Raw genomic sequence first — 23,313 nt, forward strand, 5'->3', positions numbered from 1 at the left:
TTGCCCGGTCGACGTTCTTCTATCACCAGGCCCGTCTGCAGGATCCGGACCCGCACGCCGAACTCAAGGCCGCGATCACGGAGGTGTTCGAGGCCAACCACGGTCGCTACGGGCATCGCCGCATCCACTGTGCGTTGGTCAAGGGCGGGCTGCGGGTGGCGAAGAAGACCGTGCTCAAGCTGATGCGTGCTCTCGGCCTCGCCTGCCAGGTGCGGCGCAAGAAGAGGTACATCTCCTATCGGGGTGAGGCCGGCAAGGTCGCCCCGAACCTGCTCGAGCGCGATTTCGAAGCCAGCGCACCGAACCAGAAGTGGGTCACCGACGTGACCGAGTTCCGCGTCGGTGAGGACAAGCTCTACCTGTCGCCGGTGATGGACCTGTTCGACCGACAGATCATCGCCTTCTCGGTCGGCACATCACCGAACCTGCAGTTGACCAACAGCTCCCTGCGTGCCGCGATCGCGACCCTCGGCGACGGGCAGACGCCGCTGGTGCACTCGGATCAGGGATTCCAGTACCAGCACGAGTCCTGGCGACGCTTGCTCGCCGATGCCGGCGCGACCCAATCGATGTCCCGCAAGGGCAACTGCTTCGACAACGCCGTGATCGAGAACTTCTTCGGCCACCTCAAAGAAGAACTCTTCCACCACGTGCGATACCTGAACAGCGACGCTTTGGCCACCGCGCTGGCGGACTACATCCACTGGTACAACACCGAACGCATCTCCACAAAGCTCAAGGGCCTGAGCCCGGTGCAATACCGGACCCAGGCCCTTGCCGCTTAGGCTCCTACTTGGCCAGTCCAACTTTCGGGGACCAGTTCATCAGGTCGCGCCCCTTTTTCGTGCGCCGGGGCCGAGGAACTCAGGCCACCCGCGACCCGGAACCCCTGGCCTGCCAGCGGTATCCGGTCGCCTGCGCGCCGTGGTGCAGCGACAGGTCGACGGCATCGAGCAGGGCCTGCCGCGGGCCGGGTCGCCCGAGCTGCTTCGCGGAGATCGCGAGCCGCACCACCCCGCCGCGGCGGGCGGTCCGGCCCGCACCCAGCACCAGCGCCCGGCACCACCAGGGCTCGGCCCGGAATCCCTCGCCGACGCCGAGCACCCGGGCCCGCACCACGGTGCCGCGCTCGAGGTCGTGGATGCCAGCGGCCGCGGCGAGCAACCGGAACCCGGCGCGCGGCAGCGCGGACACCGCGCCGGGCGAGGCCAGCCAGCGGGGCGCGGCGAACACCCGCGTGCGCAGCCCGGTCTCCTCCATCACCCGGTCCGCGGCCAGCAACCGCAACGCGGCCTCGTGCTCGGGCAGCGCCGCGAACTCGGCGCGGCGCTTCTTGGTGGCGGCCTGGTCGTATCCGTGCAGCACGATGGCGTCGCCACCGGACTGCCGTCGCCGCAGCCAGTCCTGGGTGCCCTCGTCGCGGACCAGCCGGTACTTGTCCTTCAGGCGCGGGGCGACGAGCAACGAGAGCGGCACCCCGCGCCCGTCCATCTCCCGCGCGAAGTCGGCGGCGAGGTCCCTGGTCTCCGCCCGGATCCCCGAGAGCGACACGATCAGCTGTCCGGCCATGCGCCCAGGGTCGCACCCGAAGATGTACGGCCGCTGACGCCGACGTGAGCATTCGGCGAGAACCGGGGCCCGCCCGGACCGACTACGGGCGGGTGCCCGACCCGTTCCGGTCCCGCCACCACTGCGGCGCGTCGACAAAGTGGTTGTCGTACTCCTCTTGGGCGGGCGCGAGCTCCTCCACCGACGCCTCCCCCGCCTGGATCCTCGCGAGCAGCCGGAAGTACTCGAACCGCTGCACCCCCGGGGTCAGCACGATCAGCACCCGGGCCCCGGAGTCCGGCGTCGCGCCGAACGCGTGCGGCATCAGCTTGGGCACCACGAGGGATCCGCCCGCGGCCACGGTCACTATCTCGTCGCCCGCCATGACGCGCAGTTCTCCGTCGAGAACGTAGAACAGCTCCGAGGATCTGGTGTGGAAGTGCGGGGCGGCGCCGTCGGCCCCGACCCCGAGCCGGACCTCGAGCGAGCTCAGCGCGCCCGCCGTGTCCGAGGCGTCGTACAGCAGGTGCATCGAGGCCCGGTCGTTCCCCACGACCTCCGCCTGGTCCGCCCGGGCCGAGACCGCCCGCTCCTGCCCGGTCATGCGGCCAGCAACGCGGCGGCGGCGAGCATCGCGACAGCGGTGGCCCCGTGGATTCCATACGCGGCCTTGCGGTCACCGCCGTTGGACAGCACGACCCACATGTCGCCGAGGGGAACGACGGCGAGCAGCAGCATCAGGAGGGCGAGCTGGTCGCGCGCGGCGAAGCTGAAGACGATCACCAGCAGGCCCGAGGCGATGTCGCGGACGCCCTTGACCTGCCACCAGCCGCGCGCCTCCGGCGCCGGGCTGGTGGGCAGACCGAAGCCCGCCGCGTTCTTCGCATTCTTCCCCAGGTAGGCCACACCGATCGCGATGATCCCGAGCGCACCGATCCAGCTGATGACGAGTCCGATCCAGGTCAGCATTGCCACGCCTTTCGTTTGTAGTATTTCTACCGACGTTAACTTATTGATGGATGGAAGTCTATCGGTGATAGAGTTTTGGTATGGGAGTTCGGGAACGCAAGGAAAGGGAGCGGCAGGATCGCGAGCGCAAGATCGTCGAGTGCGCTCGGAGGATCGCCGAGAACGAGGGATGGCCCGCCGTGACCACGCGGCGCCTGGCCGATGAGATCGAGTACAGCCCCCCGGTGCTCTACGGGCACTTCCCGGAGGGCAGGGACGGCATCGTCAGCGCGGTCGCGCTGACGGGGTTCCGGGACTTCACCCTGGCCATGGGCCGGGCGCTCGATGGCATCGACGATCAGGGAAGACTGACGGCCTTCATCCGCGCCTACCTGACATTCGCCTCGGACAACCCCGCGACATACGAGGCCATGTTCTCGATGCGGCTGGGGGTTCGGTTCGCGCACGAATCGACCCCACCGGAACTGCGTGCGGGATTCGAGGTGCTGTCCTCGGCGCTCGGAGGCGGATCGACCGGCGACGCCGGGACCAGGGCCGAGGTCTTCTGGAGCGCGTTGCACGGAATGTGCGTGCTCACGCGCGGGGAGCGCCTCGCCCCGGACAACGAGGCCGCGCGTATCGCCGAGCTCGCCGCACTGTTCGGATGAACGCGAAAGGCGGCCACGCACCAGGTGCGTGGCCGCCTTTGTTCGGTTGCGTTGCTACTTCGGCAGCACGGCCTCGATGGCCGCGACGACCTCGGGCGCATCCGGCACGGTCGTCGGGCGGAATCGGTTCGCCACGGTGCCGTCCGGCGCGAGCAGGAACTTCTCGAAGTTCCACTGCACGTCGCCCGCCGCCCCCTCGGCGTCGGCAGCCTTGGTGACCTCGGCGTACAGCGGGTGCCTGCCCTCGCCGTTGACCTCGATCTTCTCCAGCAGCGGGAACGAGACGCCGTAGGTCGTCGAGCAGAAGGTCTCGATCTCCTCGGCGGTCCCGGGCTCCTGCCCCATGAACTGGTTGCAGGGCACGCCGACCACGGTGAGGCCGCGGTCCGCGTAGTCCTTGGCCAGCTGCTCGAGCGCCGTGTACTGCGGCGTGAGCCCACACTTGGACGCGACATTGACCAGCAGGATCGCGTTTCCGTCGTAGGCGCCGAGCGAGGTCGGGGACCCGCCGAGGGTGTTGATCTCGATGTTCAGGGGGTTCGTCATGAGGCCAACGGTACGGGAACTCGTGCGGCGCTGACCTTCTCGCTGCCATCCTGCGGGACGGCGATCGGCCCGTCCTCGGGCAAGTGGTCGTCCACCATCGTCGTCTCATCAAAGGGCAGCTTCCCGTCCAGCACCGTCCGCACCCTCGACGCGTCGACGGTGCGCGTCCAGGTCCCGATCAGCAGGGTCGCCACCGCGTTGCCGGAGAAGTTGGTGACCGCGCGGGCCTCGGACATGAACCGGTCGATGCCGACGATCAGCCCGACGCCGTCGAGCAGTTCCGGCCGATGGCTCTGCAGCCCACCGGCCAGGGTCGCAAGGCCGGCGCCGCTGACGCCCGCCGCGCCCTTCGACGCGATGATCATGAACACCAGCAGGGACAGCTGTTCGGGGAGCGCGAGCGGCTGCCCCATCGCGTCGGCGATGAAGATCGACGCCATCGTCAGGTAGATGGCGGTGCCGTCGAGGTTGAAGGAGTACCCGGTCGGCACCACGATGCCAACGGTGGTGCGCTGCACCCCGACGTGCTCCATCTTGGCGATCAGCCGCGGCAGCGCCGACTCCGAGGAGGAGGTCGCGAAGATCAGCAGGTACTCACGGGCCAGGTACCGGACCAGCTTGAAGATCGAGAAACCGGACACCGCCCGCAGCATCAGGCCGAGCACACCGAAGACGAAGATCGCGCAGGTGATGTAGAAGCCGACCATCAGGGTGCCCAGCTGCACGACGGCGCCGAGACCGGTCTGGCCGACCACGTTCGCGATGGCACCGAAGGCACCGATGGGCGCGAGCCACAGGATCATCGCCAGGATCCGGAAGACCAGCTTCTGCACGTGGCCGACCCCGCGCAGGATCGGCTCGCCCTGCTTGCCCATGGCCTGCAGCCCGAATCCGACCAGCAGCGCCACGAACAGCGTCTGCAACACGCTGCCGACCGTGAGCGAGGACAGCAGCGACGTCGGGATGATCCCCGCGATGAAGTCCATGGTGCCGCCTGCGCCGTGCGCCTTCTCGGCGAGGTCGGCGCCCGCCGAGGAGGTCGCGGCGCTCAGATCCAGTCCGCTTCCCGGGTCGAGCAGGTTGCCGACGAGCAGGCCGATTCCGAGCGCGACCGTTGACATCCCCAGGAAGTAGGCCAGTGCCAGCCCACCGACCTTGCCGACGCTTGCCGCCGCCCTCACCGAGCCGATGCCCAGCACGATCGTGCAGAAGATGACCGGGCTGATCATCATCTTGATCAGACTGATGAACAGGGTGCCGAGCACCCCGAGGGACTTGCCCAGCTCCGGCGCGAGCCAGCCGACGAGCACACCGGCGACGACGGCGACGATCACTCCCAGGTACAGCCAATGGGTCCGGTCACGCTTGCCCGCGGCCGGTGGTGGTGGCGTATCGTCCCGCTTCGAATCGATGGTCATGACTGGTCCTCTTGACTGCCTCTCAAGGAAGTGAGCTGCATCACTTCGCCTCATGAAGAATGGTGGAGCGCGCCGCGACTGCAGTCACGGTTGCGTGCATTTCGTTCATGAGAGGACGGACGAGTGATCAGGTCCCGACGGCGCGCGAGTCTCGCAGGCCAGGTATTGGTGCTCCAGCTGCTGGTGCTGGCCGTGGTGGTGCTGACCGGCACCGTGGTGACGGTTCTCGACGAGCGACGCGACGCCGACGCGGCCACCGAACGCGAGGTGGCGGCGGTCGCCGAGTCGGTCGCCTGGGCCGATTCGACGGCGGCGGGGCTGCTCTCCCCCGACCCGACCGCGGCGCTGCAGCCGCAGACCGAGCGGATCCGGCTGGCCACCGGAATCGACTTCATCGTCGTGATGGCGCCGGACCGAACCCGGTACACGCACACCAATCCCGCACTGATCGGGCAGCCGTTCAGCGGCCACATCGACCGTGCGTTGGCGGGCGAGACCTTCACCGAGACCTACGCCGGATCGCTCGGCCCGTCGATTCGCGCGGTGACACCCGTGTACTCCGACGGCCGCATCGTCGGCCTGGTCGCGGCGGGCGTCACCAGGGAGCGGATCATCGACCAGTTCCTGCGCGGGCTGCCACTGCTGCTCGCGGTGACGGCCGTCGCCCTCGTCCTCGCGGCCCTTGGCTCGGTCCTGCTCAGCAGGCGACTGCGCAGGCAGACGCTCGGCCTCGCTCCGGCCGAGCTGCGCACCCTCTACGAGCACCACGACGCGGTGCTGCACTCGATCGGCGAGGGGCTGCTCGTCTTCGACGCGGGCTCAGACGTCGCCGAGGTGGTCAACGACGAGGCGCGACGCCTGCTGACCCTGCCCGACGGCCCGATCACCCGCGCGCAGCTGCCGGAGTCGCTCCGAACCCTCGGCCCGGGCCAGGTGAAGGACGAGGTCCACCTGACGGGCGACCGCGTGCTCGTGGTGAACCAGGATCCGGTCTCCTTCGAGGGGCGGGTGATCGGCACCGTCACCACCCTGCGCGACCACACCGAACTGCAGAGCATCACAGGGGAACTGGATTCCGTACGGGTGTTCACCGAGTCGCTCCGCTCCCAGGCGCACGAGTCGGCGAACCGGCTGCACACGGTCGTCACCATGGTCGAACTCGGCCGCACCGAGGAGGCCGTCGCGTTCGCGACCGCGGAGCTCGCGCTGTCGCAGCACCTCATCGACCGGTTGACCACGGCCATCGCGGAGCCGGCCCTTGCGGCCCTGCTGCTGGGAAAGGTGAACCAGGCCGCCGAGCGGGGGGTGGATCTCACGGTCACCGACGACACCGCGCTGCCGACCACCGGTCCGCTCACCGCCCGCGAATTGGTCACGCTCGTAGGCAATCTCGTCGACAATGCCATCGACGCGGCGGGCACGGGCGCCGGGGACGAGCGGCCGTGGGTGGAGGTCACGATGCGCTCCGACGGCGCCGAGCTCAGCGTCCGGGTCGCGGACAGCGGACCGGGGATGTCGGCCGAGGCACTGGAGCGGGCCACCGCGCGGGGGTATTCGACCAAGTCCGATCAACGCGGACTCGGTCTGGCGCTGGTGATGCAGGTGATCACCCGGCACGGCGGCTCCATCACCGCCGAGATGACCTACGGTTCGGTGGTCCTCGTCCGTATCCCCCTCGGAGGCAACGAATGATCCGCGTGCTCGTCGTCGAGGACGAACCGCTCATCGCGGAGGCACACCGCACCTACGTCGGCCGGGTGCCAGGTTTCACCGTGCACTCGGTGGTGCACACCGGCAGCGCCGCGATCCGGGCGGTCGCCGCGGCGAACGCCACCGACGAGCCGATCGACCTGATCCTGCTCGACCTCGGGCTGCCGGACGGCAGCGGCCTCGACGTCGCCGCCGCTCTCGGCGGGGTGCGGCCAACCCCCGACATCATCGCGATCACCTCGGCCCGCGACCTGTCGATGGTCCGCGCGGCCGTGGCGCAGGGCATCGTGCTGTACCTGCTCAAGCCGTTCACGTTCGCCGCATTCCGGGACAAGCTCGAGCGGTACCTCGAGTTCCGCCGGGCGCTGCCGACCGGCGAGAAGGCGGTCAGCCAGCGGGACGTTGACCGCGCGATGGCCGTCCTCCGGAGCACCGACGAGCGCATCTCCGCCACGAAAGGCGTTGCGCCGCAGACCCTGCAGGAGATCTCCTCCGCCGTGCGTGCCTCGGAAGCCGGCCTGAACGCCTCGCAGGCGGCGGACGCCGCCGGCGTCTCCCGGGTCACCGCCTGGCGGTACCTCGAGCGGATGGCCGAGGACGGACTGGTGGACCGGCACACGGAGTACGGGCGCGCGGGGCGGCCGCAGGTGCGTTACGTCTGGCGCTGACCCTCACCCCTGCGCGGCGGGCACCCGCGTCGAGCCCGCATACGGACTCATCCGCAGCATGGCCCGCCGCGCGAACGGCCTGGCGAGCGGCATCAGGTGCCGCCGCCACCCGAGGGTCGCGGCGATGTCCGAGACGATGTCGTCGAAGACGCGACGCTGGTAGCCCAGCAGTCGCTGACCGGCCGCCGTGTCCACCCAGTCGGTGGCGTAGACCTTGCCGCTGAACGCATCGTCCGGCAGCATGTCCAGGCCCATCGCGCCCAGCATCTCGGTCAGGAACTGCCGATAGGTGATCTGACAGCCCGCACCGCCGCCGAGGAACAACACCCGGCCCCACACCGCCGGGGTCTCGAGGGCGTTCGCGACCGCGACCGCGGCGTCGTCGGGGTGCAGCACCTCGATCCGGTTCTCCAGGCCGATCTCGAACATGATCGGGTCCGGCTTGCGCAGGCCCAGGATCGGGACATCGGCGAAGCGCGGGATGAACCAGTCCAGGCCGGACTCCCGCACCATGTCCTCGCCCTCGATCTTGTGCGCCGTGTACGCATCGGTGGCGACCCGGGGGTCGTCCACCCGCCGCGGCGGGTCCCGATCCAGCGTGTGGCCGTGCACGTCGAAGGTGGAGGCGAACAACAGCTTCGGCGGCCGCGGCTGGGCCAGGCAGGCGTCGACGACATTGCGGGTGCCGTCCACGTTGATCTGCCTGGCCAGCTCCGGATCGGCGTCGCTCGCGGGCGGGATCATCGCCGCCAGATGCAGCACCGCCTCGACGCCGGCGACGGCCGCCGCGACCACCTCGGCGTCCCGGATGTCCCCCCACACCGCGTCCACCCCCGCGAACCCGCGCGCCCGGCGGCGGTCCTCGGGGGTGTCCAGCGCCAGGCATCTGACCCGGTGACCGCGGCGAAGCAACTCGGCGAGCACGTGCGAGCCGATGTTGCCGAACGCGCCGGTCAGCAGGAGGTTCATGACCGGATGGTGCCCCGGCCGGCGATCAACGGCAGGTCGAGCGCGGAAAGCAGTCCGGGCTTGGCGTCGCTGAGGAACGGGATCGCGTTGATGGCACGCATCCCGGTCGCCAGGCAGCCGCCGGTGATCGGGTTGTCGTCCAGTTCGCCGCGGAACACGGTCTCCTGGGTGATGTTCGGGCTGCCCTTGATGATCACGCGGTACACGTCGTTGTCCACCGAGGTGGCCCGCGGCCAGTGCGTGGCCGCGTCGTTGGTGATCCGGTTGACGTGCTCGATGACGATCTTCGCCTCGTCGCCAACCCAGCCGCGGATCTCGAATCGCACCGCGGCGCAGTGGCCGGGTTCGATGACGCCGAACTTGTACTCGATCGGCTCGGTGGCCGCCCACTTCTCGTAGACGGTGTCGATCCGGTCCAGTTTCACCCCAACCGCATCGGCGATCATCGGGATGGTGTGGCCCCACGCGAAGATCAGCACCTCCGGGATCTCCAGCACCGCAGCCTGTTCGATCGGCGCGCCGATACCCATGGTCGGACCGTAGTCACCCTCGTAGGTGGCGTAGTCCAGCAGTTCCTGCACCCGCACGCTGTCGACCCGCCCGCAGACGCCCATCAGGGTCATCGGGAACAGATCGTTGGCGAAGCCGGGGTCGATGCCGGTGGTGAAGCAGGACTTTCCGCTCTCCTGGCAGGCCTGCTCGAGCGCGACCTTCATCTCCGGCGGGCACGGCTCGGGGTAGACCAGCGGCGTCATCGAGGTGGACACCACGTGCTTGCCGGAGCGCAGCGCCGCGGTCATGTTGTCGATGTTCTGCACCGCGTACTCGGCGGTCGGGCCGTAGTAGGCGACGGCGTCGGCGTCCAGCCGAAGGACCGCCTCCCAGTCCGTTGTGGCGGCGAGACCCACCGGGTCCACACCGATCAGGGTGCCGACATCGACGCCGTCCTTGGCGGGGTCGTGCACGATGACGCCGACCAGTTCGAAGGCCGGGTGGTCGATCAGCTCGCGGATGACCAGCTTGCCGACGACGCCCGTACCCCAGACGATGACCTTGTGCTTCATGCCTTGCTGCCTCTCAGAGATTGATGTGCATCAACGGGTTTCGCCCGTCAGCGGAAGTACTCGCCCGCGTTCACGAAAAGCGTCTGACCCGTCAGCATCCGGGCCCGGTCGGAGGCGAAGAACACCACCGAGTTGGCCACGTCGCCGTCGGCGGGCATCTCGCCCAGCGGCATGTTCGCGGTGATCTCGCCGATCACGGTCTCCTCGGAGACATCGCGCTGCTTGGCGGACAGCGCGACGTACAGCTCGATCGGCGGGCCCCACATCCAGGTGGGCACGACGGTGTTCACCCGGATCTTGTACGGGCCGAGCTCCTTCGCCAGCGACCACATCGCGGCATGGAGCGCACCCTTCGACGTGGCGTAGGCGGACTGCGGGAGCTGCGGATGGAACATCGCCTGCGAACCGATCAGCACCACCGACCCGCCCCGCTTCTTCAGCTCCGGCAGTGCCGCCTGGGTCAGGGTGAGCGTACCGATCACGTTGGCGTCGAGCATGGACTTCCATGCGTCCAGGTCGGCGCCCTCCAGCCCGCCGAAGACGTCCTCCTTCGCGGCCACGTTCACCAGGGCGTCTACTCCCCCGAAACGGTCGGCGGCCGTGCGGATCAGCTCCCCGCAGGCCTCCTTCTCGAGGATGTCGGTGACCGCGTACGCCACCCGCTCCCCGGTGGGGTCGACCTCCTCGGCGACCGCCTTGAGGTTCGCCTCGGTCCGCGCGCCGAGCACCACGTTCGCGCCGTCGCGGTACGCGGCCAGCGCGATCTCCCGCCCGAGGCCGTTGCCCACCCCCGAGACCACGACCGTCTTGCCCTCCAACAGCTCCGCCATGTCAGCTTCCTCCGGTGTGATCCAGGCCATTACGTAACGTCGAGTTACGATTTTTGCAACGTAACACCGAGTTACCCTGTTGACAATGACTTCTGGCGAAGAGACAGCGGAGACGGACGGCGAGCGCAGGCGCGGCCGGCCGCGGAATCCGGCGATCGATGACGCTGCGCTTGCCGCGGCCAGGGAGCTGCTGGCCGAGACCGGTTGGGACCAGACCACGATGGTGGCGATCGCCGAGCGCGCGGGCGTGGGCAAGCCCGCTCTCTATCGCCGCTGGCCGTCCAAGACGCACCTGGTGTTCGAGGCGATCTTCGGCTGGGTGGACGACGCCCCGCCCGTCGCCGACGCCGCCGATCCGGCGGAGTGGATCCGCCGGTCCTGCGCCTACACCCTCGAACTCTTCGGCAGGCCGGAGGTGAAGGCCGCGCTGCCCGGCCTGTTGGCCGCGTTCCGCGACCGCGAGGACCTGCTGACGACGCTGTGGACCGACTTCGGCGGGCCCGGCGTCGGGATGCTGGCCGACACCATGCGCCAGGACGGCTCGGATGACAAGGGACCGGGCGAGCGCGATGCCGCGGCACTGGACGCGCAGGCCACCATGCTGTTCATCGTCGGCGGCAGCATGGTGCTGCGACTGCTGATGGCCGACGACGCGGCCGAGTCGATCGCCGACCGGATGCCGGACATCCTGCTCGGCGGCGTGGCCGGTCGCCCACCTGCGCGGTAGGCGCGACCCGACATCGTCAGCGCAGCCGGGCGACCTCGGATCGGGCGAAGTCGGTGGCGGGGGTCTCGCGCCCGCCGTCTTCCGCGATCTGTTCGGCGAGTTCGCCCGCCGCGGTCAGCACGTGCCGGGCGCGCCTGCGGGCGGCGTGGTCACCCGCGGCCTTGACGAAGGCCTTGCGCTCACGGCCGGTGCCGCTCGCCGCGGCCAGTTCGGGTTCGGTGAGGACCCCGCGGTCGACCTCGGGGGCCAGGATCGCGCGAACCCAGGCACGCTCGGGCACGGCGGCCCGGCGCAGCCCGATCACCAGCAGGGTGAACATCACGACCGGCACCAGGATCCAGACGCCGATCACGCCGAGGAGCGTGCCGTGCGACAGCGCGGCCGCACAGTCCCAGGCGCCGTGCAGCACCATGGCCGCCACCATGAGCGCCAGGCCACGGCCGATGCGGCGGGGCTCGTCCGGCCGGCCGATCAGCCACACCAGGCCCATGCAGAAGATCGCGCTGAAGACCGTGTGCGAGGCGATGCCGGTGGCGGCGCGCATGACGATCACCTGCACGACGGCGGGCCCCTGCTCGGCGCCGAACGCCCCGGCGGCGGCGGAGACCGCGTAGAGCAGATCCTCGAAGACCTGGAAACCGAGCCCGATGAAGGCGCCGATGATGGCCCCCTCGAAGGCGGTCCGCACCACCCGCGGCGCGAGCAGCAGGATCAGGACGAACCCGGCCCCCTTCGCGATCTCCTCGGTGAACGGCGCGGTCAACGCGGCGCTCCAGTCCAGGGCGAAGGCCTGGCCGTAGACCTTGGTGTAAATGGCACGGATCGGGTCGTTGGCGGCGATCACCATGCCGAAGGTCGCGCCGATGCCGCCCCAGAGGAAGGCCAGCACGCGCACCTTGACGGGCACGCTCCTGAACCGGTCGACATGGCTGATGATCAGCCAGAACGGCACCGTGTAGAGGGAGAACACGATCACCCCCGAGACCAGCGCGGTGGTCAGCACGGGCGCTCCGGGGACCAGGTTCTGCAGCAGCCGGACCACACCTGCCGCCATGATCAGCCAGTACACCCAGAACGCGAGGTTGCGCGGCTGGTAGATCCGGTACGGGCGGCCGTATCCGGACCGCGCGATCGCGGTCAGTTGGCGCTGCTTGTCCACATCCGGGGTGGCGTCACCTGTCAGTGCGGTCATTCGCCGGCCTCCTGGCGCTCGAACCGGATGCTGCCCAGCGTCGCCTCGACGTCGGCGTTGTCGGCGATGACATCGCCTGGCAGTCCCGCCGCGGTGATCGTGACGGCGGTCCCGTCGTCCACGAAGGCCGCCAGGAACCCCTCCCGGTTGGGCTCGGTGAACTTCTCGATCACGCCGCGCGTGCCCGCGGTCGAGTAGATCTCCCGCCGGTCCCCGGTGAGCCGCAGCCCCTCCGCGCGATTCATCCCCTCGCTGCGTCCGGCGGCCTCGTCGAGCAGCGCATCGACCGACCCGCTGAAGTCGGAGGCGTGCATCGAGAGAACCATCGTCCCGCTGCCGAACACCGCGTCGGCGCCCTTGATGCCACTCGTGGTGGTGTCGGTCGTGCGCAGGCCGGACACGAGATTCCACCCGTCCGGCGGGTCCACGGTCACACCCTCCTTGAGCACCAGCACCTCCCCCGCCGCGACCGGGTCGTCGTAGGCGATCGACCGGTCGATCGCAGGGACGACGGTGGCGTACAGGAACGCCAGCACGAGAATTCCCATGGCGGGCAACAGGGTTCGGCGATCGAGGCCGAGGATCCGGCGATCGACCGGTACCCAGTCGTCCCGTTCCTCTCGCGGCACCGGGTCGCGGTGGTGGCGGGTCGCTGCGTCGGTCATGGGATGACGGTAGTCCTTACACCGGCGAACTACCCCGCAGCACCAGCCGTGTCGAGCACCCAGGCGTACTCGAACGCGACCTCTTTCCACTTCTCGTACCGACCGCTGACGCCGCCGTGACCGGCACTCATCTCGGTCTTGAGCAGCAGCGGCGCGTCACCCGTCTTCGTCGCCCGCAGCGCGGCCACCCACTTGGCCGGCTCGACGTACAGCACCCGGGTGTCGTTGATGCTGGTGATCGCGAGGATCGCCGGGTAGTCCTTGGCCGCGACGTTCTCGTAGGGGCTGTAGGACCTCATGTACTCGTAGACGTCCTTGTCCGCCAACGGGTTCCCCCACTCGTCCCATTCGATCACCGTCAGCGGCAGCGAGGGGTCGAGGATCGAGGTGAGCGGGTCGACGAACGGCACGTTCGCCAGGATGCCCGCGAACAACTCCGGTGCCAGGTTCGCGACCGCACCCATCAGCAGTCCGCCTGCGCTGCCGCCGTCCGCGACCAGCTGCGCAGGCGTGGTGCGGCCGGCGTCGATGAGGTGGCGTGCGCAGTCGACGAAGTCGGTGAAGGTGTTCTTCTTCGTCAGCATCTTGCCGTTGTCGTACCAGTGCCTGCCCATCTCACCGCCGCCGCGCACGTGCGCGACCACGAACACCACGCCGCGGTCGAGCAGCGAGAGCCGGGCCACCGAGAAGCCCGGGTCCATGCTGGACTCGTAGGACCCGTAGCCGTAGAGCAGCATCGACGCGGGCGCCGTCACACCCTTGCGCTGCACGATCGAGATCGGGATCTTGGTCCCGTCCGCCGCGGTGGCCCAATCCCGGTGCTGCTCATAGTCGTCGGGGTCGTAACCGCCGAGCACCGGCTGCGACTTGCGCAGCATCAGCTCGCCGGTCGCCACGTCGTAGTCGTACACCCGGCTGGGCGTGATGAACGAGGTGAAGCCGAGCCGCAGCAGCGGGCCCGTCCACTCCGGGTTGGACCCGGCGCCGACCGAGTACAGCTCCTCGGCGAACTCGAGCTCGCGCAGCTCGCCGTAGCCGTCTGCGGTCAACGGCCACACCGCGAGCCGGGTCAGCGCCTCGCGCCGGTAGCTCAGCACCAGGTGACCGGCGAACGCCTCGGCATCCTCGAGCCGGACATCCTCGCGCGGCGCGAGCAGGGTGCGCTGGTCGGTCGGGTCGGCCACCGGGGCGTCGACCAGGGTGAAGTTCTCCGCCTTCACCCCGTCCACGTCGCCGTTGTGCAGGATCAGGAACCGGTCCTCGCCCGCGACGACCGCGTGCTCGACGCTGTACTCGACGCCGTCGACGCGGGGCAGCACCACCCGGAACTCGCCCTCGGGGTCGTCCGACTCGAGACAGCGGATCTCCGAGGTGATCTTGGAGCCGATCCAGATCATCAGGTACTTCTCGCTCCGGGTGGACCCGAAGCCGACCCAGAACCGCTCGTCGGGCTCGTGGAAGACCTTGACGTCCTCGGACTGCGCGGTGCCCAGCTTGTGCCGCCAGACGGTGTCGGGCCGCCAGGCTTCGTCCACCGTCATGTAGAAGACGTGCTCGTTGTCCACGGACCAGGTGGCGCCGGGCGCGGTGCCGGGGATCTCGTCGGCGAGCAACTCTCCGGTGCGCAGGTCCTTGAACCGCAGGGTGTACCGCTCGTCGCCCTCGGTGTCCACGGAGTACGCCAGCAGATCGCCGTCGAGGGTGACCGAGAACGCACCGAGCGAGAAGAAGTCGTGCCCCTCCGCGAGCAGGTTGCTGTCGAGCAGCACCTGCTCACCCTCGATCTCGGTGTCGGTGGAGAGCACCGGCGGGGTCCAGTCGTCCGGGCCGGAGATCGGGCACCGGCACTGCACGCCGTACTGCTTGCCCTCGAAGCTGCGGGAGTAGTACCACCACTGGCCCATCCGGGACGGCACCGACAGATCGGTCTCCTGGGTGCGGGCCTTGATCTCCTGGAAGATCTTTTCCCGCAACGGCGCGAGGTGCTCGGTCTGCTGCTCCGTGTAGGCGTTCTCCGCCTCGAGGTACGCGCGCACCTCGGGGTCGTCCTTCTCGCGCAGCCACTCGTAGTTGTCGACGAAGGTGTCGCCGTGGTGGGTGCGCTCGAGGGGGACCTTCTTGGCGACCGGGGCTGCGATGGGGCTGCTGACCGGGGTGACGGACGAAGTCATGCGCCCAGCCTAGGCGGTGCGTGCCGCGCCGTGACGGCTACACCGGGGTCTGGACCCAGTCGTCGAAGGACAGCCCGGAGATGCGCTCGTAGGCCTCGATGTACCGGGCCCGGGTCGCGTCGACGATCTCCTGGGGCAGCGGCGGCGGGGGCGTGTCGCCCGCGCGGTCCCAGCCGGACTCGGGGCCGGTGAGCCAGTTGCGGACGAACTGCTTGTCGAAGCTCGGCTGCACCCGGCCCGGCTCGTAGCCGTCGGCGGGCCAGTACCGGGAGGAGTCGGGGGTGAGCACCTCGTCGGCGAGGACCAGGTTGCCGTCGGAGTCGAGGCCGAACTCGAACTTGGTGTCGGCCAGGATGATGCCCCGGTCCGCGGCGAAGCTGGCCGCACGGAAGTAGATGTCGAGGGTGTCCTCGCGAAGCTTGACCGCCAGCTCCTGACCGATCTGGTCGACCACGGTCGCGAAGTCGACGTTCTCGTCGTGCTCGCCGAGCACCGCCTTGGTGGCCGGGGTGAAGATCGGCTCGGGCAGCTTGCTGGCCTCGACGAGACCCTCGGGCAGCTCGACGCCGCAGACGGCGCCGGTGCGCTGGTAGTCGGCGAGCCCGGACCCGGTGAGGTAGCCACGGGCCACGCACTCGACAGGCACCATGTTCAGCTTGCGCACCACGAGGGCGCGACCGAGCACCTCGGCCGGGATCCGCTCGTCGTCGGGCGCACCGGCCAGGTGGTTGCTGCCGCCGAGTTCCTCGAAGAAGAACACGCTCATCGCGGTGAGCACGCGACCCTTGTCGGGGATCGGGGTGCTCAGCACATGGTCGTAGGCGGAGATCCGGTCGCTCGCGACCAGCAGCAGGTGCTCGTCGTCGATCGTGTAGAGGTCGCGGACCTTGCCGCCGGCCAGGTGGGCGTAGTCGGAGAGTGAGGGGCGCACACCGGCACCCTATCGGGTCACTCCCGGGGCGATTCGGGGGCGATCGCCGACCACGGGCATTGGTCTATCCTTCAACCGTTGTCGCGGTGTTCGGGAAGTCCGGTGCAAAGCCGGCGCGGTACTCGCCACTGTGAGCAGGTACGTCGGCTACTCGGGGTCAATCCCAGCCACTGGATGCGCATGCGTCCGGGAAGGCGTAGCCGGCGGCCATCCCTGCCGAGCCAGGAGACCGGCCGTGACACATACCTGCACGTTTTCCACGAGTCATGGAAGGCGGGTCGCTTTGCGCACCCCTGTTGATCTTCGAGTTCACGCGCGGGTGTCACCGCGCGTCCTCGCCACGGCCGCGGCGTCCGTCGCCGCCGCCCTCGCCCTTGCCGCCTGCACCACCGGTTCCGCGGAGTCGGGAACCGCGACCATCTCCCTCGCGAACTGCGGCCGCACCGTGACCCTCGACGGGCCTGCCGAACGCGGTGTCACCCTCAACCAGGGCGCCACCGAGACCGCGCTGTCGATCGGCGCGCAGGATCGGATGGCGGGCACGGCCTATCTGGACGACGCCATCGCACCGCAGTGGGCCGCCGCCTACGCGCAGGTCCCTGCGCTCGACGAGAAGGACTACCCCAGCCGCGAGGCCCTCCTCGAGGCCAAGCCCGACCTCGTGACGGCGTCGTACTCGGGCGCGTTCGACGACAAGGCCGTCGGCTCGCACGAGTCGTTCGACGAGCTCGGTGTCGCCACCTACGTCTCCCCCTTCGGCTGCAAGGACAAGTCGACGCGACCCGCGGTCGCCTGGGATTCGATCGGCTCCGAGATCACCGACTACGGGACCATGTTCGGACGCGAGGACGAGGCCGCGGCGGTGGTCGCGCAGATGCGCGAGACGCTGGCGGGCATCGAGTCCGCCGCGCCCGCGAAGGGCAAGAGCATCTTCTGGTACGACAGCAACACCACGACGCCGTACGTCGGAGCGAACGCAGGCGGGCCGCAGCTGATCATCGACGCGGTCGGCGGCACCAACATCTTCGCCGGCACCGCCGGGTCATGGGCGGACGGCAGCTGGGAGACGGTGCTGGCCGCGAACCCGGACGTCATCGTCCTCGCCGACGCCTCGTGGGACACGGCCGAGGAAAAGAAGGCCTACCTGCGCGGCGACCCGGCGCTCAAGGACCTGAAGGCGGTGCGCGACGACGCGTTCGTCGTGGTCCCGTTCTCGACGACCACCCCGGGTCCGCGCACGATCGAGGGCGCGAGCCTGGTCGCCGGGCAGCTGGGCGGCGACGGGGCGTGACCGCGTCCACCCGGGCACCGATCCGGGCAGCCGCGACGACCGGCACCGCCTGGTCGGCGATCCTGATCGCGCTGCTCGCGGTGAGCTGCGCGGCCGGGGTCGCGATCGGCGCGGCCGACCTGTCGATCGGCACGGTCGTCGAGTCGATCGCCGGACGGCTCGGTATCGGACCCGGCACCGACCTGCTCACCACGCACATCGTCGTCGACCTGCGGATGCCGCGGGTGCTGGCGGCCGCCGCGATCGGCGCGGGCCTCGCCCTGTGCGGCGCCGTGCTGCAGTCGCTGACCGGCAACCCGCTGGCCGACCCCTACCTGCTCGGCATGTCGGGGGGCGCGTCGTTGGGCGCGGTCCTGGTGCTCACCACCGGTGCGAGTGCGGTGGGCGCCTTCGGATTCGGTGCCGTCTCGTCGGCGGCGTTCCTCGGCGCCCTCGGGAGCCTGCTGCTGGTGTTCGTCATCGCGACGTCCCGGTCCGGGGCACTGATGCCCGGCCGGCTCGTCCTCGCCGGGATAGCGGTTGGGCAGCTGGCCGCGGCGCTCACGTCGGCGTTGGTGCTGTTCGGCGACCGCGACGCCGCCCACCGGGTGCTGAGCTGGACCCTCGGCTCGGTGGCGGGGGTGCGCTGGTCGGGTCTGGTCGGCATCCTGATCGTCGTCGCGGTGACGATGACGATCGTCCTTGCCTACAGCCGGGTGCTGGACTCGTTCGCGTTCGGTGAGCGCGCCGCCGCGAGCCTCGGCACCAACGTCGAGCGCACCCGCTGGGTGCTGTACGCGGTGGCGTCGCTCTGCACGGCGGCATTGGTCGCGCAGGCGGGCATCATCGGGTTCGTCGGCCTCGTGGTGCCGCACGCGGCCCGCATGCTCGTCGGGCCACTGCACGCGCGACTGCTCCCGGTGGTGGCCCTGATGGGAGCGCTGCTGCTGGTGTGGGCCGACATCGCCGCCCGCACCGTCATGCCGGGGCGCGAGCTGCCGATCAGCATCGTCACCGCCATCGTCGGGGTCCCGGTGTTCGTGTGGCTGCTCCGACGACGGGGAGTTCGCGCATGACGCACCACTCTCCCGACATCCGGGTCGAGGACGTCTCCTGGTCCGCGGGGGGCAGGCGGATCCTCGACCAAGTGTCGTGCACGGCCCCGGCCGGGCGGGTCACCGGGTTGATCGGACCGAACGGGTCGGGCAAGACATCGCTGCTGTCGACCATCGCCCGGCTCGAGAGTCCCGACAGCGGACGCGTGCTGCTCGGCGACATCGCATCGACCGCGATGCACCGGCGCGAGTTCGCGCGCACCGTCGCGCTGGTGGAACAGCACTCGGCGACCGAACTGGACCTGACGGTGGAACAGATCGTCGAGCTCGGCGCCATCCCGCACCGCGGCGGCTGGGCACGCCCCGCCGCGCTCGGCACGGGCGAGCTGGTCACCGACTGCCTCGAGACGGCGGGGATCACCGATCTGCGACACCGGTTGTGGCAGAGCCTGTCCGGCGGCGAGAAGCAGAAGACCCAGCTGGCCAGGGCGTTCGCGCAGCGGCCCTGCGTGCTGCTGCTGGACGAGCCGACCAACCACCTAGACGTCTCGGCCTCGCTCGAGCTCCTGGAACTGATCCGGGCGAGGGGGCTGACCACGGTGGCCGCGATGCACGACCTGAACCTGGCCGCGATGTACTGCGATCACCTGGTGGTGCTGTGCGACGGCCGGGTGACCGCCGAGGGCCCGACGGAGTCGGTGCTGACCGCCGATCTGCTCGCGGAGGTGTACGGGCTCGACGCCCTGGTGCAGCCTCATCCACGGACGGGACGACCGCTGGTGGTGCTGTGCGGCACCGCCACCGAGACCGCCGAAAGGGCCGCGCCATGACCATGGTTCAGCAGTCCCGCTGGGTGATCGTGACCGCACCAACCGACCGCGGGGACGATCCCCGCGATCAGGTGCTCGGGGCGCTGCGGGTGCTGCGGGACCGGCACCCGGACACCGCCTTCGTGACGGCGGTGCTCGGCGGCTCGGGGACATCGGTCACGGTCGCGCTCGACGAGGCGGCCGCGTCCGGCGCGACCGAGGTGGTGGTCGTGAGCGCCCAGACGGTGCTCGACCGCAAGATCGACGCGTGGTTCCGCCGCGTCATCGGACACTGGTTGCGCGAGCGCGGATCCGATGGGCCCGACGTCCGCCTCGCCGGTCCGCTGAGCGGCACCGACACGTACGCCGATCTGCTCGACGCCGCGATCTCCGGCCCCACCGCCGCGGCCCGCACGACCACCGCGCCCCTGACCTCCCCCGCGTGGGACGAGGTCCCAGGCTTCGCCCGGCACGTCCTGGTGTGCCGTGGCCCGCGGTGTTCGGCCCGCGGCGGTCCGGAGACCGCGCAGACACTGGACAACGCGCTCGAGGCCCGCGGCCTTGGCGACGACGACGTCCTCGTCACCCAGACCGGCTGCATGTTCCCGTGCTCGCAGGCCCCGGTCGTGGCGGTGTATCCCGACAACTCCTGGTACGCCGAACTGCGAGCCGACCGGGTCCAACGGTTCGTCGACGAACACCTCGTCGAGGGCAGGCCCGTCACCGAGTGGAGCGGGGCGCGGCGGCCATCTGACACCCTGGAGGCATGACCCCAGCCGCACCCCGCGTCACCGTCACCTACTGCACGCAGTGCAACTGGCTGCTCCGGGCCGGCTGGATGGCGCAGGAACTGCTGAACACATTCGGCACCGATCTCGGCGAGGTGGCCCTGATCCCGGGCACCGGCGGCGTCTTCCGGATCGAGATCGCCGACGAGCTGCTGTGGGACCGCGCCAGGGACAACGGTTTCCCCGACATCGCGGCCCTCAAGCAGTTGGTGCGCGACGTGGTGGCGCCGGATCGCGACCTGGGCCACACCGACCGCAAGCGCGACCGCTGATCGCTCAGTCCCCGCGCGGGCCGTAGGTGTCGACCACGAGCACGGGCCCGTCGCCAAGGGTGCCGTCCGCGTCCATCGCCAGCGCGCCCGCGAGCGCCTTCGCGGTGTAGACGGGGTCGAGGGTCAGCCCGTGGTCGGCGCCGACCCGCAGCGCGGCCGATCCCTCCGGCGTGCCGAACCCGTATCCGGGCCCGAGCCAATCGCGGGTCACGGTGATCGCTCCCGGCTCGAACTCGACAGGGCCGAGCGCGGCCCCGCGCCGGGTGAGGAGCCGCGCGGTCTTGCCTGCCAGCCCGACGAGGTCCCGCTCGGCCAGCGGCAAGGTGTCGTTGACGACCACCCCGACCACCCGGGTACGCAGGCCGGCCAGGTGCAGTCCCAGCAGCAGCCCGGCCGCGGTCCCGCCCGAACCCACCGGCGTCACCACGTGCGTCGGTTCCGGCATCGCGCCCGCCTCGACCTGCGCGGCCAGCTCCAGCGCGGCCTCCACGTAGCCGAGCGTCCCGAGGCGCGAGGATCCGCCCGCGGGCAGGAAGTAGGGCAGGTGCCCGCCGCGCGCGTGCCGCACCATCAGCCACGGCGCCGCCGCGATCGTGCGGGCCTTCGTCCTGGTGAAATGCAGTGCGGCACCGGAGCGCCGCAGGCGTTCGAGCTGTTCGTGCACGTGCTCGTCCATCGGCTGATCGATCAGGGCCAGGGCCGTGTCGATGCCGAACTCGCGGGCGTACAGGGCCGTCGCCAGCCCCCAGTTGGTGCCCTGTCCGCCGACAGTGAAGATCTGCCGGGAACCACGGGCGAGGACGTCCGGGATGATCCACTCCAGCTTGCGCACCTTGTTGCCGCCCCAGCCGCCCGCGCCGTAGACGCCCTCGTCCTTGCACCACAGCCGGTTCGCCCGGCCAAGCCCCTCCAGGTGGGCGATCGGGGTCGGGCCGGAGCCGAGCCTGCGGTACGGGAGGGTCGCCTCGAGCTCCGGGAAGAGCCGATGCAGCGCGGGGCCGGTCGTCTGGTCCATGCGGGCGCCTAGACCGAGTCGAGCCGGCGGCGGAGCGCGCCGGCCAGGTAGTCGAGATCCGGCCGACGCGCGGCCACGGGCCGGCCGCGGAGACCGAAACCGTCGCCGGGGGTGCGCGGGATGACGTGCAGGTGCACGTGGAAGACCTCCTGGCCGGCGACGGCGCCGTCGGCGAGGAAGAGGTTCACCCCGTCGGCGCGCGGACCGTCGGCGGGCAGGCCCGCCGCGTCGGTGCCGTTGTCACGCAATGCGGCCGCCAATCGCTGGCCCACGGCGAAGATCCGGCCGCCGTCCTCCTGGTCGAGCTGCGCGAGCCCCGACGCGTGCCGCTTCGGGACCACCAGCAGGTGGCCGGGGGTGAACGGGCGGATGTCCATGAACGCCACGGTGTGCTCGTCCTCGTACACGAGGCTCGCCTCCGCCTCGCGCGCGATGATGGCACAGAATATGCAGTGGCTCATGGGGATTGATGATAGGCCCCATCGACATCCCGGTGGACGGGCAATCCCCTTCTCGCGCCGCCGCGACGGTCCTAGCGTGTGCCCACCGACAGTGGATGGGAGTTGCGACATGAGCGCACGCAATCCGGTGGCGCCCCTCGAAGCGGGCGACGTCGAACATTTCGATCACGGGACCGATGTCCTGATCGTCGGCTACGGCTGCGCGGGCGCGGCCGCGGCCCTGGAGGCAACGGCCGCGGGCGCCGAGGTCGTCATCCTGGAGAAGGCGAGCGGCGGCGGCGGATCGTCGGCGCTGTCCGGCGGCGAGATGTACCTCGGCGGCGGTACCGAGATCCAACGGGCCTGCGGATTCGAGGACACCGCGCAGGACATGGAGGCGTTCCTGCTGGCCGCCCTCGGGCCCGACGCCGACAAGGAGAAGGTCGGCCTCTACAGCCGCGCCAGCGTGGATCACCACCGATGGCTGGTCGACCACGGCGTGCCGTTCAAGCCGTCGCTGTGGAGCTCCCCCACCTGGGTGCCGCCGACCGACGACGGCCTGATGTGGATGGGCGAGAACTCCTATCCCTTTGCGGAACTCGCCAAGCCCGCGCCCCGCGGGCACCGCGTCACCTCGGACGGGTTCGGCGGCAAGGTCCTGATGCAGAAGCTGACCGAGGCCGTCGCGGCCACCGACGCGGCGGTGCACACCGATACCTACGCGACCCGGCTGATCGTCGAGGGCGGCCGGGTGGTCGGCGTCGTCGCCCGCCAGTACGGCAAGACGTACGCCTACCGCGCGCGCCGCGGCGTGGTGCTCACCACCGGCGGGTTCGCCGACAACGCGGAGATGGTCGCGCAGCACGCCCCGCAGCTGGTCGGGCTCGGCGTCAACAGCGACGGCGGCGACGACGGCCGCGGCATCGTGATGGCCCAGGCCGTCGGCGCCGCCGTCAAGCACATGTCCGCCGGGCAGGTCGGCATCTCGCTGATCCCCGGGATGATGGTGCGCGGCATGATCGTCAACAGCGTCGGCCAGCGCTTCATCAACGAGGACGTCTACCCCGGCCTGGTTGGGCAGGCGGCGCTGTACAGGCACGGGCTGAAGGTGTGGGTGATCCTCGACGAGCAGGCCTACGAGGAGGTGCCGGTCGACGAACGCTGGGGCGTCCAACCGCATTTCGTGGCCGAGACGCTCGAGGACCTGGAACAGCAGATCGGCATGCCGCCTGGCGCGCTGGTCACCACCGTCGGCGAGTACAACCGGCACGCCGCCGAGGGCGAGGACCCGTACTTCCACAAGTCCGCGACGTGGCTGCGTCCGCTGCAGTCGCCGTTCGCCGCGATCGACGTCCAGCGCGGCATCGCCCCGCCGGAGTACGGCGAGGCGGGCCGCGGCGGCGCGGAGGTGTTCACCATCGGCGGTCTGTGCACCACCGTCGACGGCCACGTTCTCGACCTCGACGGCGACCCGATCCCCGGCCTGTACGGGGCCGGGCGGGCCACCTCCGGTCTGCACTCGTGGGGCTACATCAGCGGGACCTCGCTCGGCGACGGCACCTTCTTCGGCCGCCGGGCCGGGGTCGCCGCCGCCGGGGCCGACTGAGGC

General features: G+C 70.2%; 25 protein-coding genes and 1 riboswitch. Of the genes, 11 read left to right on the top strand and 14 right to left on the bottom strand.

Annotated elements, in window-relative coordinates; translation table 11 throughout:
• The coding region (locus RM1_RS18030) for an IS3 family transposase (RefSeq protein ID WP_072753110.1) at positions 1-785 on the top strand (785 nt) is incomplete at its 5' end.
• Positions 786-864: 79 nt separating this feature from the next.
• Here RM1_RS18030 and RM1_RS18035 read toward each other — a convergent pair.
• The 3 genes from RM1_RS18035 to RM1_RS18045 all read right to left on the bottom strand — a co-directional run bounded on the left by RM1_RS18035 (position 865) and on the right by RM1_RS18045 (position 2,517).
• Complete coding sequence (locus RM1_RS18035) at positions 865-1,569, bottom strand: DUF2334 domain-containing protein (protein WP_072753111.1); 705 nt, start codon at positions 1,567-1,569, stop codon at positions 865-867.
• 82 nt (positions 1,570-1,651) lie between these two features.
• Positions 1,652-2,080, bottom strand: coding sequence for a cupin domain-containing protein (locus tag RM1_RS18040; protein ID WP_218019716.1), 429 nt, complete (start codon positions 2,078-2,080; stop codon positions 1,652-1,654).
• 68 nt (positions 2,081-2,148) lie between these two features.
• Positions 2,149-2,517, bottom strand: coding sequence for a DUF4267 domain-containing protein (locus RM1_RS18045; RefSeq protein ID WP_027503420.1), 369 nt, complete (start codon positions 2,515-2,517; stop codon positions 2,149-2,151).
• An 80-nt stretch (positions 2,518-2,597) separates the two neighbouring features.
• On the opposite strand from RM1_RS18045, the gene RM1_RS18050 reads away from it, so the two are divergent.
• Positions 2,598-3,164: a TetR/AcrR family transcriptional regulator gene (locus RM1_RS18050; protein WP_072753113.1), complete on the top strand. Its 567-nt coding sequence runs from the start codon at positions 2,598-2,600 to the stop codon at positions 3,162-3,164.
• Between the two features lie 54 nt (positions 3,165-3,218).
• Here RM1_RS18050 and RM1_RS18055 read toward each other — a convergent pair whose 3' ends face one another.
• The gene (locus tag RM1_RS18055; protein WP_027503422.1) at positions 3,219-3,710 is read right to left on the bottom strand and encodes a glutathione peroxidase; all 492 of its coding nucleotides are present in this window, start codon (positions 3,708-3,710) and stop codon (positions 3,219-3,221) included.
• On the bottom strand, positions 3,707-5,128 hold the full coding sequence (locus RM1_RS18060; RefSeq protein WP_072753114.1) for a cation:dicarboxylate symporter family transporter: 1,422 nt from the start codon (positions 5,126-5,128) through the stop codon (positions 3,707-3,709). The genes RM1_RS18055 and RM1_RS18060 overlap by 4 nt, the downstream gene beginning before the upstream one ends.
• Positions 5,129-5,251: 123 nt before the next feature.
• On the opposite strand from RM1_RS18060, the gene RM1_RS18065 reads away from it, so the two are divergent.
• Positions 5,252-6,820 (top strand): sensor histidine kinase, encoded by a 1,569-nt coding sequence (locus RM1_RS18065; RefSeq protein WP_072753115.1) that lies wholly within the window; start codon positions 5,252-5,254, stop codon positions 6,818-6,820.
• Positions 6,817-7,506 carry a response regulator gene (locus RM1_RS18070; protein WP_072753116.1) on the top strand — a complete coding sequence of 230 codons (690 nt, stop codon included), beginning with the start codon at positions 6,817-6,819 and terminating at the stop codon, positions 7,504-7,506. Before RM1_RS18065 ends, RM1_RS18070 begins: the two co-directional genes overlap by 4 nt.
• A gap of 3 nt (positions 7,507-7,509) precedes the next feature.
• Here RM1_RS18070 and RM1_RS18075 read toward each other — a convergent pair whose 3' ends face one another.
• From RM1_RS18075 to RM1_RS18085, 3 genes are read right to left on the bottom strand one after another with little or no spacing between them, the layout of a single operon-like run.
• The gene (locus tag RM1_RS18075; RefSeq protein WP_072753117.1) at positions 7,510-8,475 is read right to left on the bottom strand and encodes an NAD-dependent epimerase/dehydratase family protein; all 966 of its coding nucleotides are present in this window, start codon (positions 8,473-8,475) and stop codon (positions 7,510-7,512) included.
• Positions 8,472-9,539, bottom strand: a complete 1,068-nt coding sequence (locus RM1_RS18080) for an NAD(P)H-dependent amine dehydrogenase family protein (protein WP_072753118.1) — start codon at positions 9,537-9,539, stop codon at positions 8,472-8,474. Before RM1_RS18080 ends, RM1_RS18075 begins: the two co-directional genes overlap by 4 nt.
• Before the next feature lie 47 nt (positions 9,540-9,586).
• Complete coding sequence (locus tag RM1_RS18085; protein ID WP_027503428.1) at positions 9,587-10,369, bottom strand: SDR family oxidoreductase; 783 nt, start codon at positions 10,367-10,369, stop codon at positions 9,587-9,589.
• Positions 10,370-10,454: 85 nt separating this feature from the next.
• Here RM1_RS18085 and RM1_RS18090 point away from each other — a divergent pair, with 85 nt between their 5' ends.
• A complete protein-coding gene (locus RM1_RS18090; RefSeq protein WP_072753119.1) occupies positions 10,455-11,096 on the top strand; it encodes a TetR/AcrR family transcriptional regulator in 642 nt (213 codons plus the stop codon).
• Positions 11,097-11,112: 16 nt separating this feature from the next.
• Here the strand turns inward: RM1_RS18090 and RM1_RS18095 are convergent, their stop codons facing one another.
• The 4 genes from RM1_RS18095 to RM1_RS18110 are packed head-to-tail and all read right to left on the bottom strand — an operon-like array spanning position 11,113 to position 16,055.
• Positions 11,113-12,288, bottom strand: coding sequence for a PrsW family intramembrane metalloprotease (locus tag RM1_RS18095; protein ID WP_072753120.1), 1,176 nt, complete (start codon positions 12,286-12,288; stop codon positions 11,113-11,115).
• Complete coding sequence (locus tag RM1_RS18100; RefSeq protein ID WP_072753121.1) at positions 12,285-12,953, bottom strand: hypothetical protein; 669 nt, start codon at positions 12,951-12,953, stop codon at positions 12,285-12,287. Before RM1_RS18100 ends, RM1_RS18095 begins: the two co-directional genes overlap by 4 nt.
• 29 nt (positions 12,954-12,982) lie before the next feature.
• The gene (locus tag RM1_RS18105; RefSeq protein WP_072753122.1) at positions 12,983-15,124 is read right to left on the bottom strand and encodes a S9 family peptidase; all 2,142 of its coding nucleotides are present in this window, start codon (positions 15,122-15,124) and stop codon (positions 12,983-12,985) included.
• Between the two features lie 37 nt (positions 15,125-15,161).
• Positions 15,162-16,055 (bottom strand): phosphoribosylaminoimidazolesuccinocarboxamide synthase, encoded by an 894-nt coding sequence (locus tag RM1_RS18110; protein ID WP_072753123.1) that lies wholly within the window; start codon positions 16,053-16,055, stop codon positions 15,162-15,164.
• A 67-nt stretch (positions 16,056-16,122) separates the two neighbouring features.
• A riboswitch (cobalamin riboswitch) is annotated at positions 16,123-16,307 on the top strand.
• A 67-nt stretch (positions 16,308-16,374) separates the two neighbouring features.
• Here RM1_RS18110 and RM1_RS18115 point away from each other — a divergent pair.
• Genes RM1_RS18115 through RM1_RS18135 form a run of 5 tightly spaced genes read left to right on the top strand, consistent with a single transcriptional unit; the run spans position 16,375 to position 20,249 of the window.
• Positions 16,375-17,346 carry an ABC transporter substrate-binding protein gene (locus RM1_RS18115; RefSeq protein WP_072753124.1) on the top strand — a complete coding sequence of 324 codons (972 nt, stop codon included), beginning with the start codon at positions 16,375-16,377 and terminating at the stop codon, positions 17,344-17,346.
• The gene (locus RM1_RS18120) at positions 17,343-18,401 is read left to right on the top strand and encodes a FecCD family ABC transporter permease (RefSeq protein ID WP_072753125.1); all 1,059 of its coding nucleotides are present in this window, start codon (positions 17,343-17,345) and stop codon (positions 18,399-18,401) included. Before RM1_RS18115 ends, RM1_RS18120 begins: the two co-directional genes overlap by 4 nt.
• Entirely contained in the window at positions 18,398-19,210 is an 813-nt protein-coding gene (locus tag RM1_RS18125) for an ABC transporter ATP-binding protein (RefSeq protein WP_072753126.1), read from the top strand. The genes RM1_RS18120 and RM1_RS18125 overlap by 4 nt, the downstream gene beginning before the upstream one ends.
• Entirely contained in the window at positions 19,207-19,959 is a 753-nt protein-coding gene (locus tag RM1_RS18130) for a (2Fe-2S) ferredoxin domain-containing protein (protein WP_072753127.1), read from the top strand. The genes RM1_RS18125 and RM1_RS18130 overlap by 4 nt, the downstream gene beginning before the upstream one ends.
• Positions 19,956-20,249, top strand: coding sequence for an Rdx family protein (locus RM1_RS18135; protein ID WP_072753128.1), 294 nt, complete (start codon positions 19,956-19,958; stop codon positions 20,247-20,249). Before RM1_RS18130 ends, RM1_RS18135 begins: the two co-directional genes overlap by 4 nt.
• 4 nt (positions 20,250-20,253) lie before the next feature.
• Here the strand turns inward: RM1_RS18135 and RM1_RS18140 are convergent, their stop codons facing one another.
• Both RM1_RS18140 and RM1_RS18145 read right to left on the bottom strand, forming a co-directional pair.
• On the bottom strand, positions 20,254-21,264 hold the full coding sequence (locus RM1_RS18140; RefSeq protein WP_072753129.1) for a 1-aminocyclopropane-1-carboxylate deaminase/D-cysteine desulfhydrase: 1,011 nt from the start codon (positions 21,262-21,264) through the stop codon (positions 20,254-20,256).
• An 8-nt stretch (positions 21,265-21,272) separates the two neighbouring features.
• On the bottom strand, positions 21,273-21,725 hold the full coding sequence (locus RM1_RS18145) for an HIT family protein (RefSeq protein ID WP_072753130.1): 453 nt from the start codon (positions 21,723-21,725) through the stop codon (positions 21,273-21,275).
• A 109-nt stretch (positions 21,726-21,834) separates the two neighbouring features.
• Here RM1_RS18145 and RM1_RS18150 point away from each other — a divergent pair, with 109 nt between their 5' ends.
• Complete coding sequence (locus tag RM1_RS18150) at positions 21,835-23,310, top strand: FAD-dependent oxidoreductase (RefSeq protein ID WP_072753131.1); 1,476 nt, start codon at positions 21,835-21,837, stop codon at positions 23,308-23,310.
• Positions 23,311-23,313: the final 3 nt, after the last annotated feature.

The sequence above is a fragment of the Rhodococcus maanshanensis NBRC 100610 genome, from assembly GCF_001894865.1.
Classification (GTDB): domain Bacteria; phylum Actinomycetota; class Actinomycetes; order Mycobacteriales; family Mycobacteriaceae; genus Rhodococcus_G; species Rhodococcus_G maanshanensis.

Excerpts from the sequence above, each read along its gene's own strand:
- RM1_RS18035 (WP_072753111.1), bottom strand. The coding sequence starts at position 1,569 with ATGGCCGGACAGCTGATCGTGTCGCTCTCGGGGATCCGGGCGGAGACC.
- RM1_RS18040 (WP_218019716.1), bottom strand. The coding sequence starts at position 2,080 with ATGCACCTGCTGTACGACGCCTCGGACACGGCGGGCGCGCTGAGCTCG.
- RM1_RS18045 (WP_027503420.1), bottom strand. The coding sequence starts at position 2,517 with ATGCTGACCTGGATCGGACTCGTCATCAGCTGGATCGGTGCGCTCGGG.
- RM1_RS18050 (WP_072753113.1), top strand. The coding sequence starts at position 2,598 with ATGGGAGTTCGGGAACGCAAGGAAAGGGAGCGGCAGGATCGCGAGCGC.
- RM1_RS18055 (WP_027503422.1), bottom strand. The coding sequence starts at position 3,710 with ATGACGAACCCCCTGAACATCGAGATCAACACCCTCGGCGGGTCCCCG.
- RM1_RS18060 (WP_072753114.1), bottom strand. The coding sequence starts at position 5,128 with ATGACCATCGATTCGAAGCGGGACGATACGCCACCACCACCGGCCGCG.
- RM1_RS18070 (WP_072753116.1), top strand. The coding sequence starts at position 6,817 with ATGATCCGCGTGCTCGTCGTCGAGGACGAACCGCTCATCGCGGAGGCA.
- RM1_RS18075 (WP_072753117.1), bottom strand. The coding sequence starts at position 8,475 with ATGAACCTCCTGCTGACCGGCGCGTTCGGCAACATCGGCTCGCACGTG.
- RM1_RS18080 (WP_072753118.1), bottom strand. The coding sequence starts at position 9,539 with ATGAAGCACAAGGTCATCGTCTGGGGTACGGGCGTCGTCGGCAAGCTG.
- RM1_RS18085 (WP_027503428.1), bottom strand. The coding sequence starts at position 10,369 with ATGGCGGAGCTGTTGGAGGGCAAGACGGTCGTGGTCTCGGGGGTGGGC.
- RM1_RS18090 (WP_072753119.1), top strand. The coding sequence starts at position 10,455 with ATGACTTCTGGCGAAGAGACAGCGGAGACGGACGGCGAGCGCAGGCGC.
- RM1_RS18095 (WP_072753120.1), bottom strand. The coding sequence starts at position 12,288 with ATGACCGCACTGACAGGTGACGCCACCCCGGATGTGGACAAGCAGCGC.
- RM1_RS18100 (WP_072753121.1), bottom strand. The coding sequence starts at position 12,953 with ATGACCGACGCAGCGACCCGCCACCACCGCGACCCGGTGCCGCGAGAG.
- RM1_RS18105 (WP_072753122.1), bottom strand. The coding sequence starts at position 15,124 with ATGACTTCGTCCGTCACCCCGGTCAGCAGCCCCATCGCAGCCCCGGTC.
- RM1_RS18125 (WP_072753126.1), top strand. The coding sequence starts at position 18,398 with ATGACGCACCACTCTCCCGACATCCGGGTCGAGGACGTCTCCTGGTCC.
- RM1_RS18130 (WP_072753127.1), top strand. The coding sequence starts at position 19,207 with ATGACCATGGTTCAGCAGTCCCGCTGGGTGATCGTGACCGCACCAACC.
- RM1_RS18135 (WP_072753128.1), top strand. The coding sequence starts at position 19,956 with ATGACCCCAGCCGCACCCCGCGTCACCGTCACCTACTGCACGCAGTGC.
- RM1_RS18140 (WP_072753129.1), bottom strand. The coding sequence starts at position 21,264 with ATGGACCAGACGACCGGCCCCGCGCTGCATCGGCTCTTCCCGGAGCTC.
- RM1_RS18145 (WP_072753130.1), bottom strand. The coding sequence starts at position 21,725 with ATGAGCCACTGCATATTCTGTGCCATCATCGCGCGCGAGGCGGAGGCG.
- RM1_RS18150 (WP_072753131.1), top strand. The coding sequence starts at position 21,835 with ATGAGCGCACGCAATCCGGTGGCGCCCCTCGAAGCGGGCGACGTCGAA.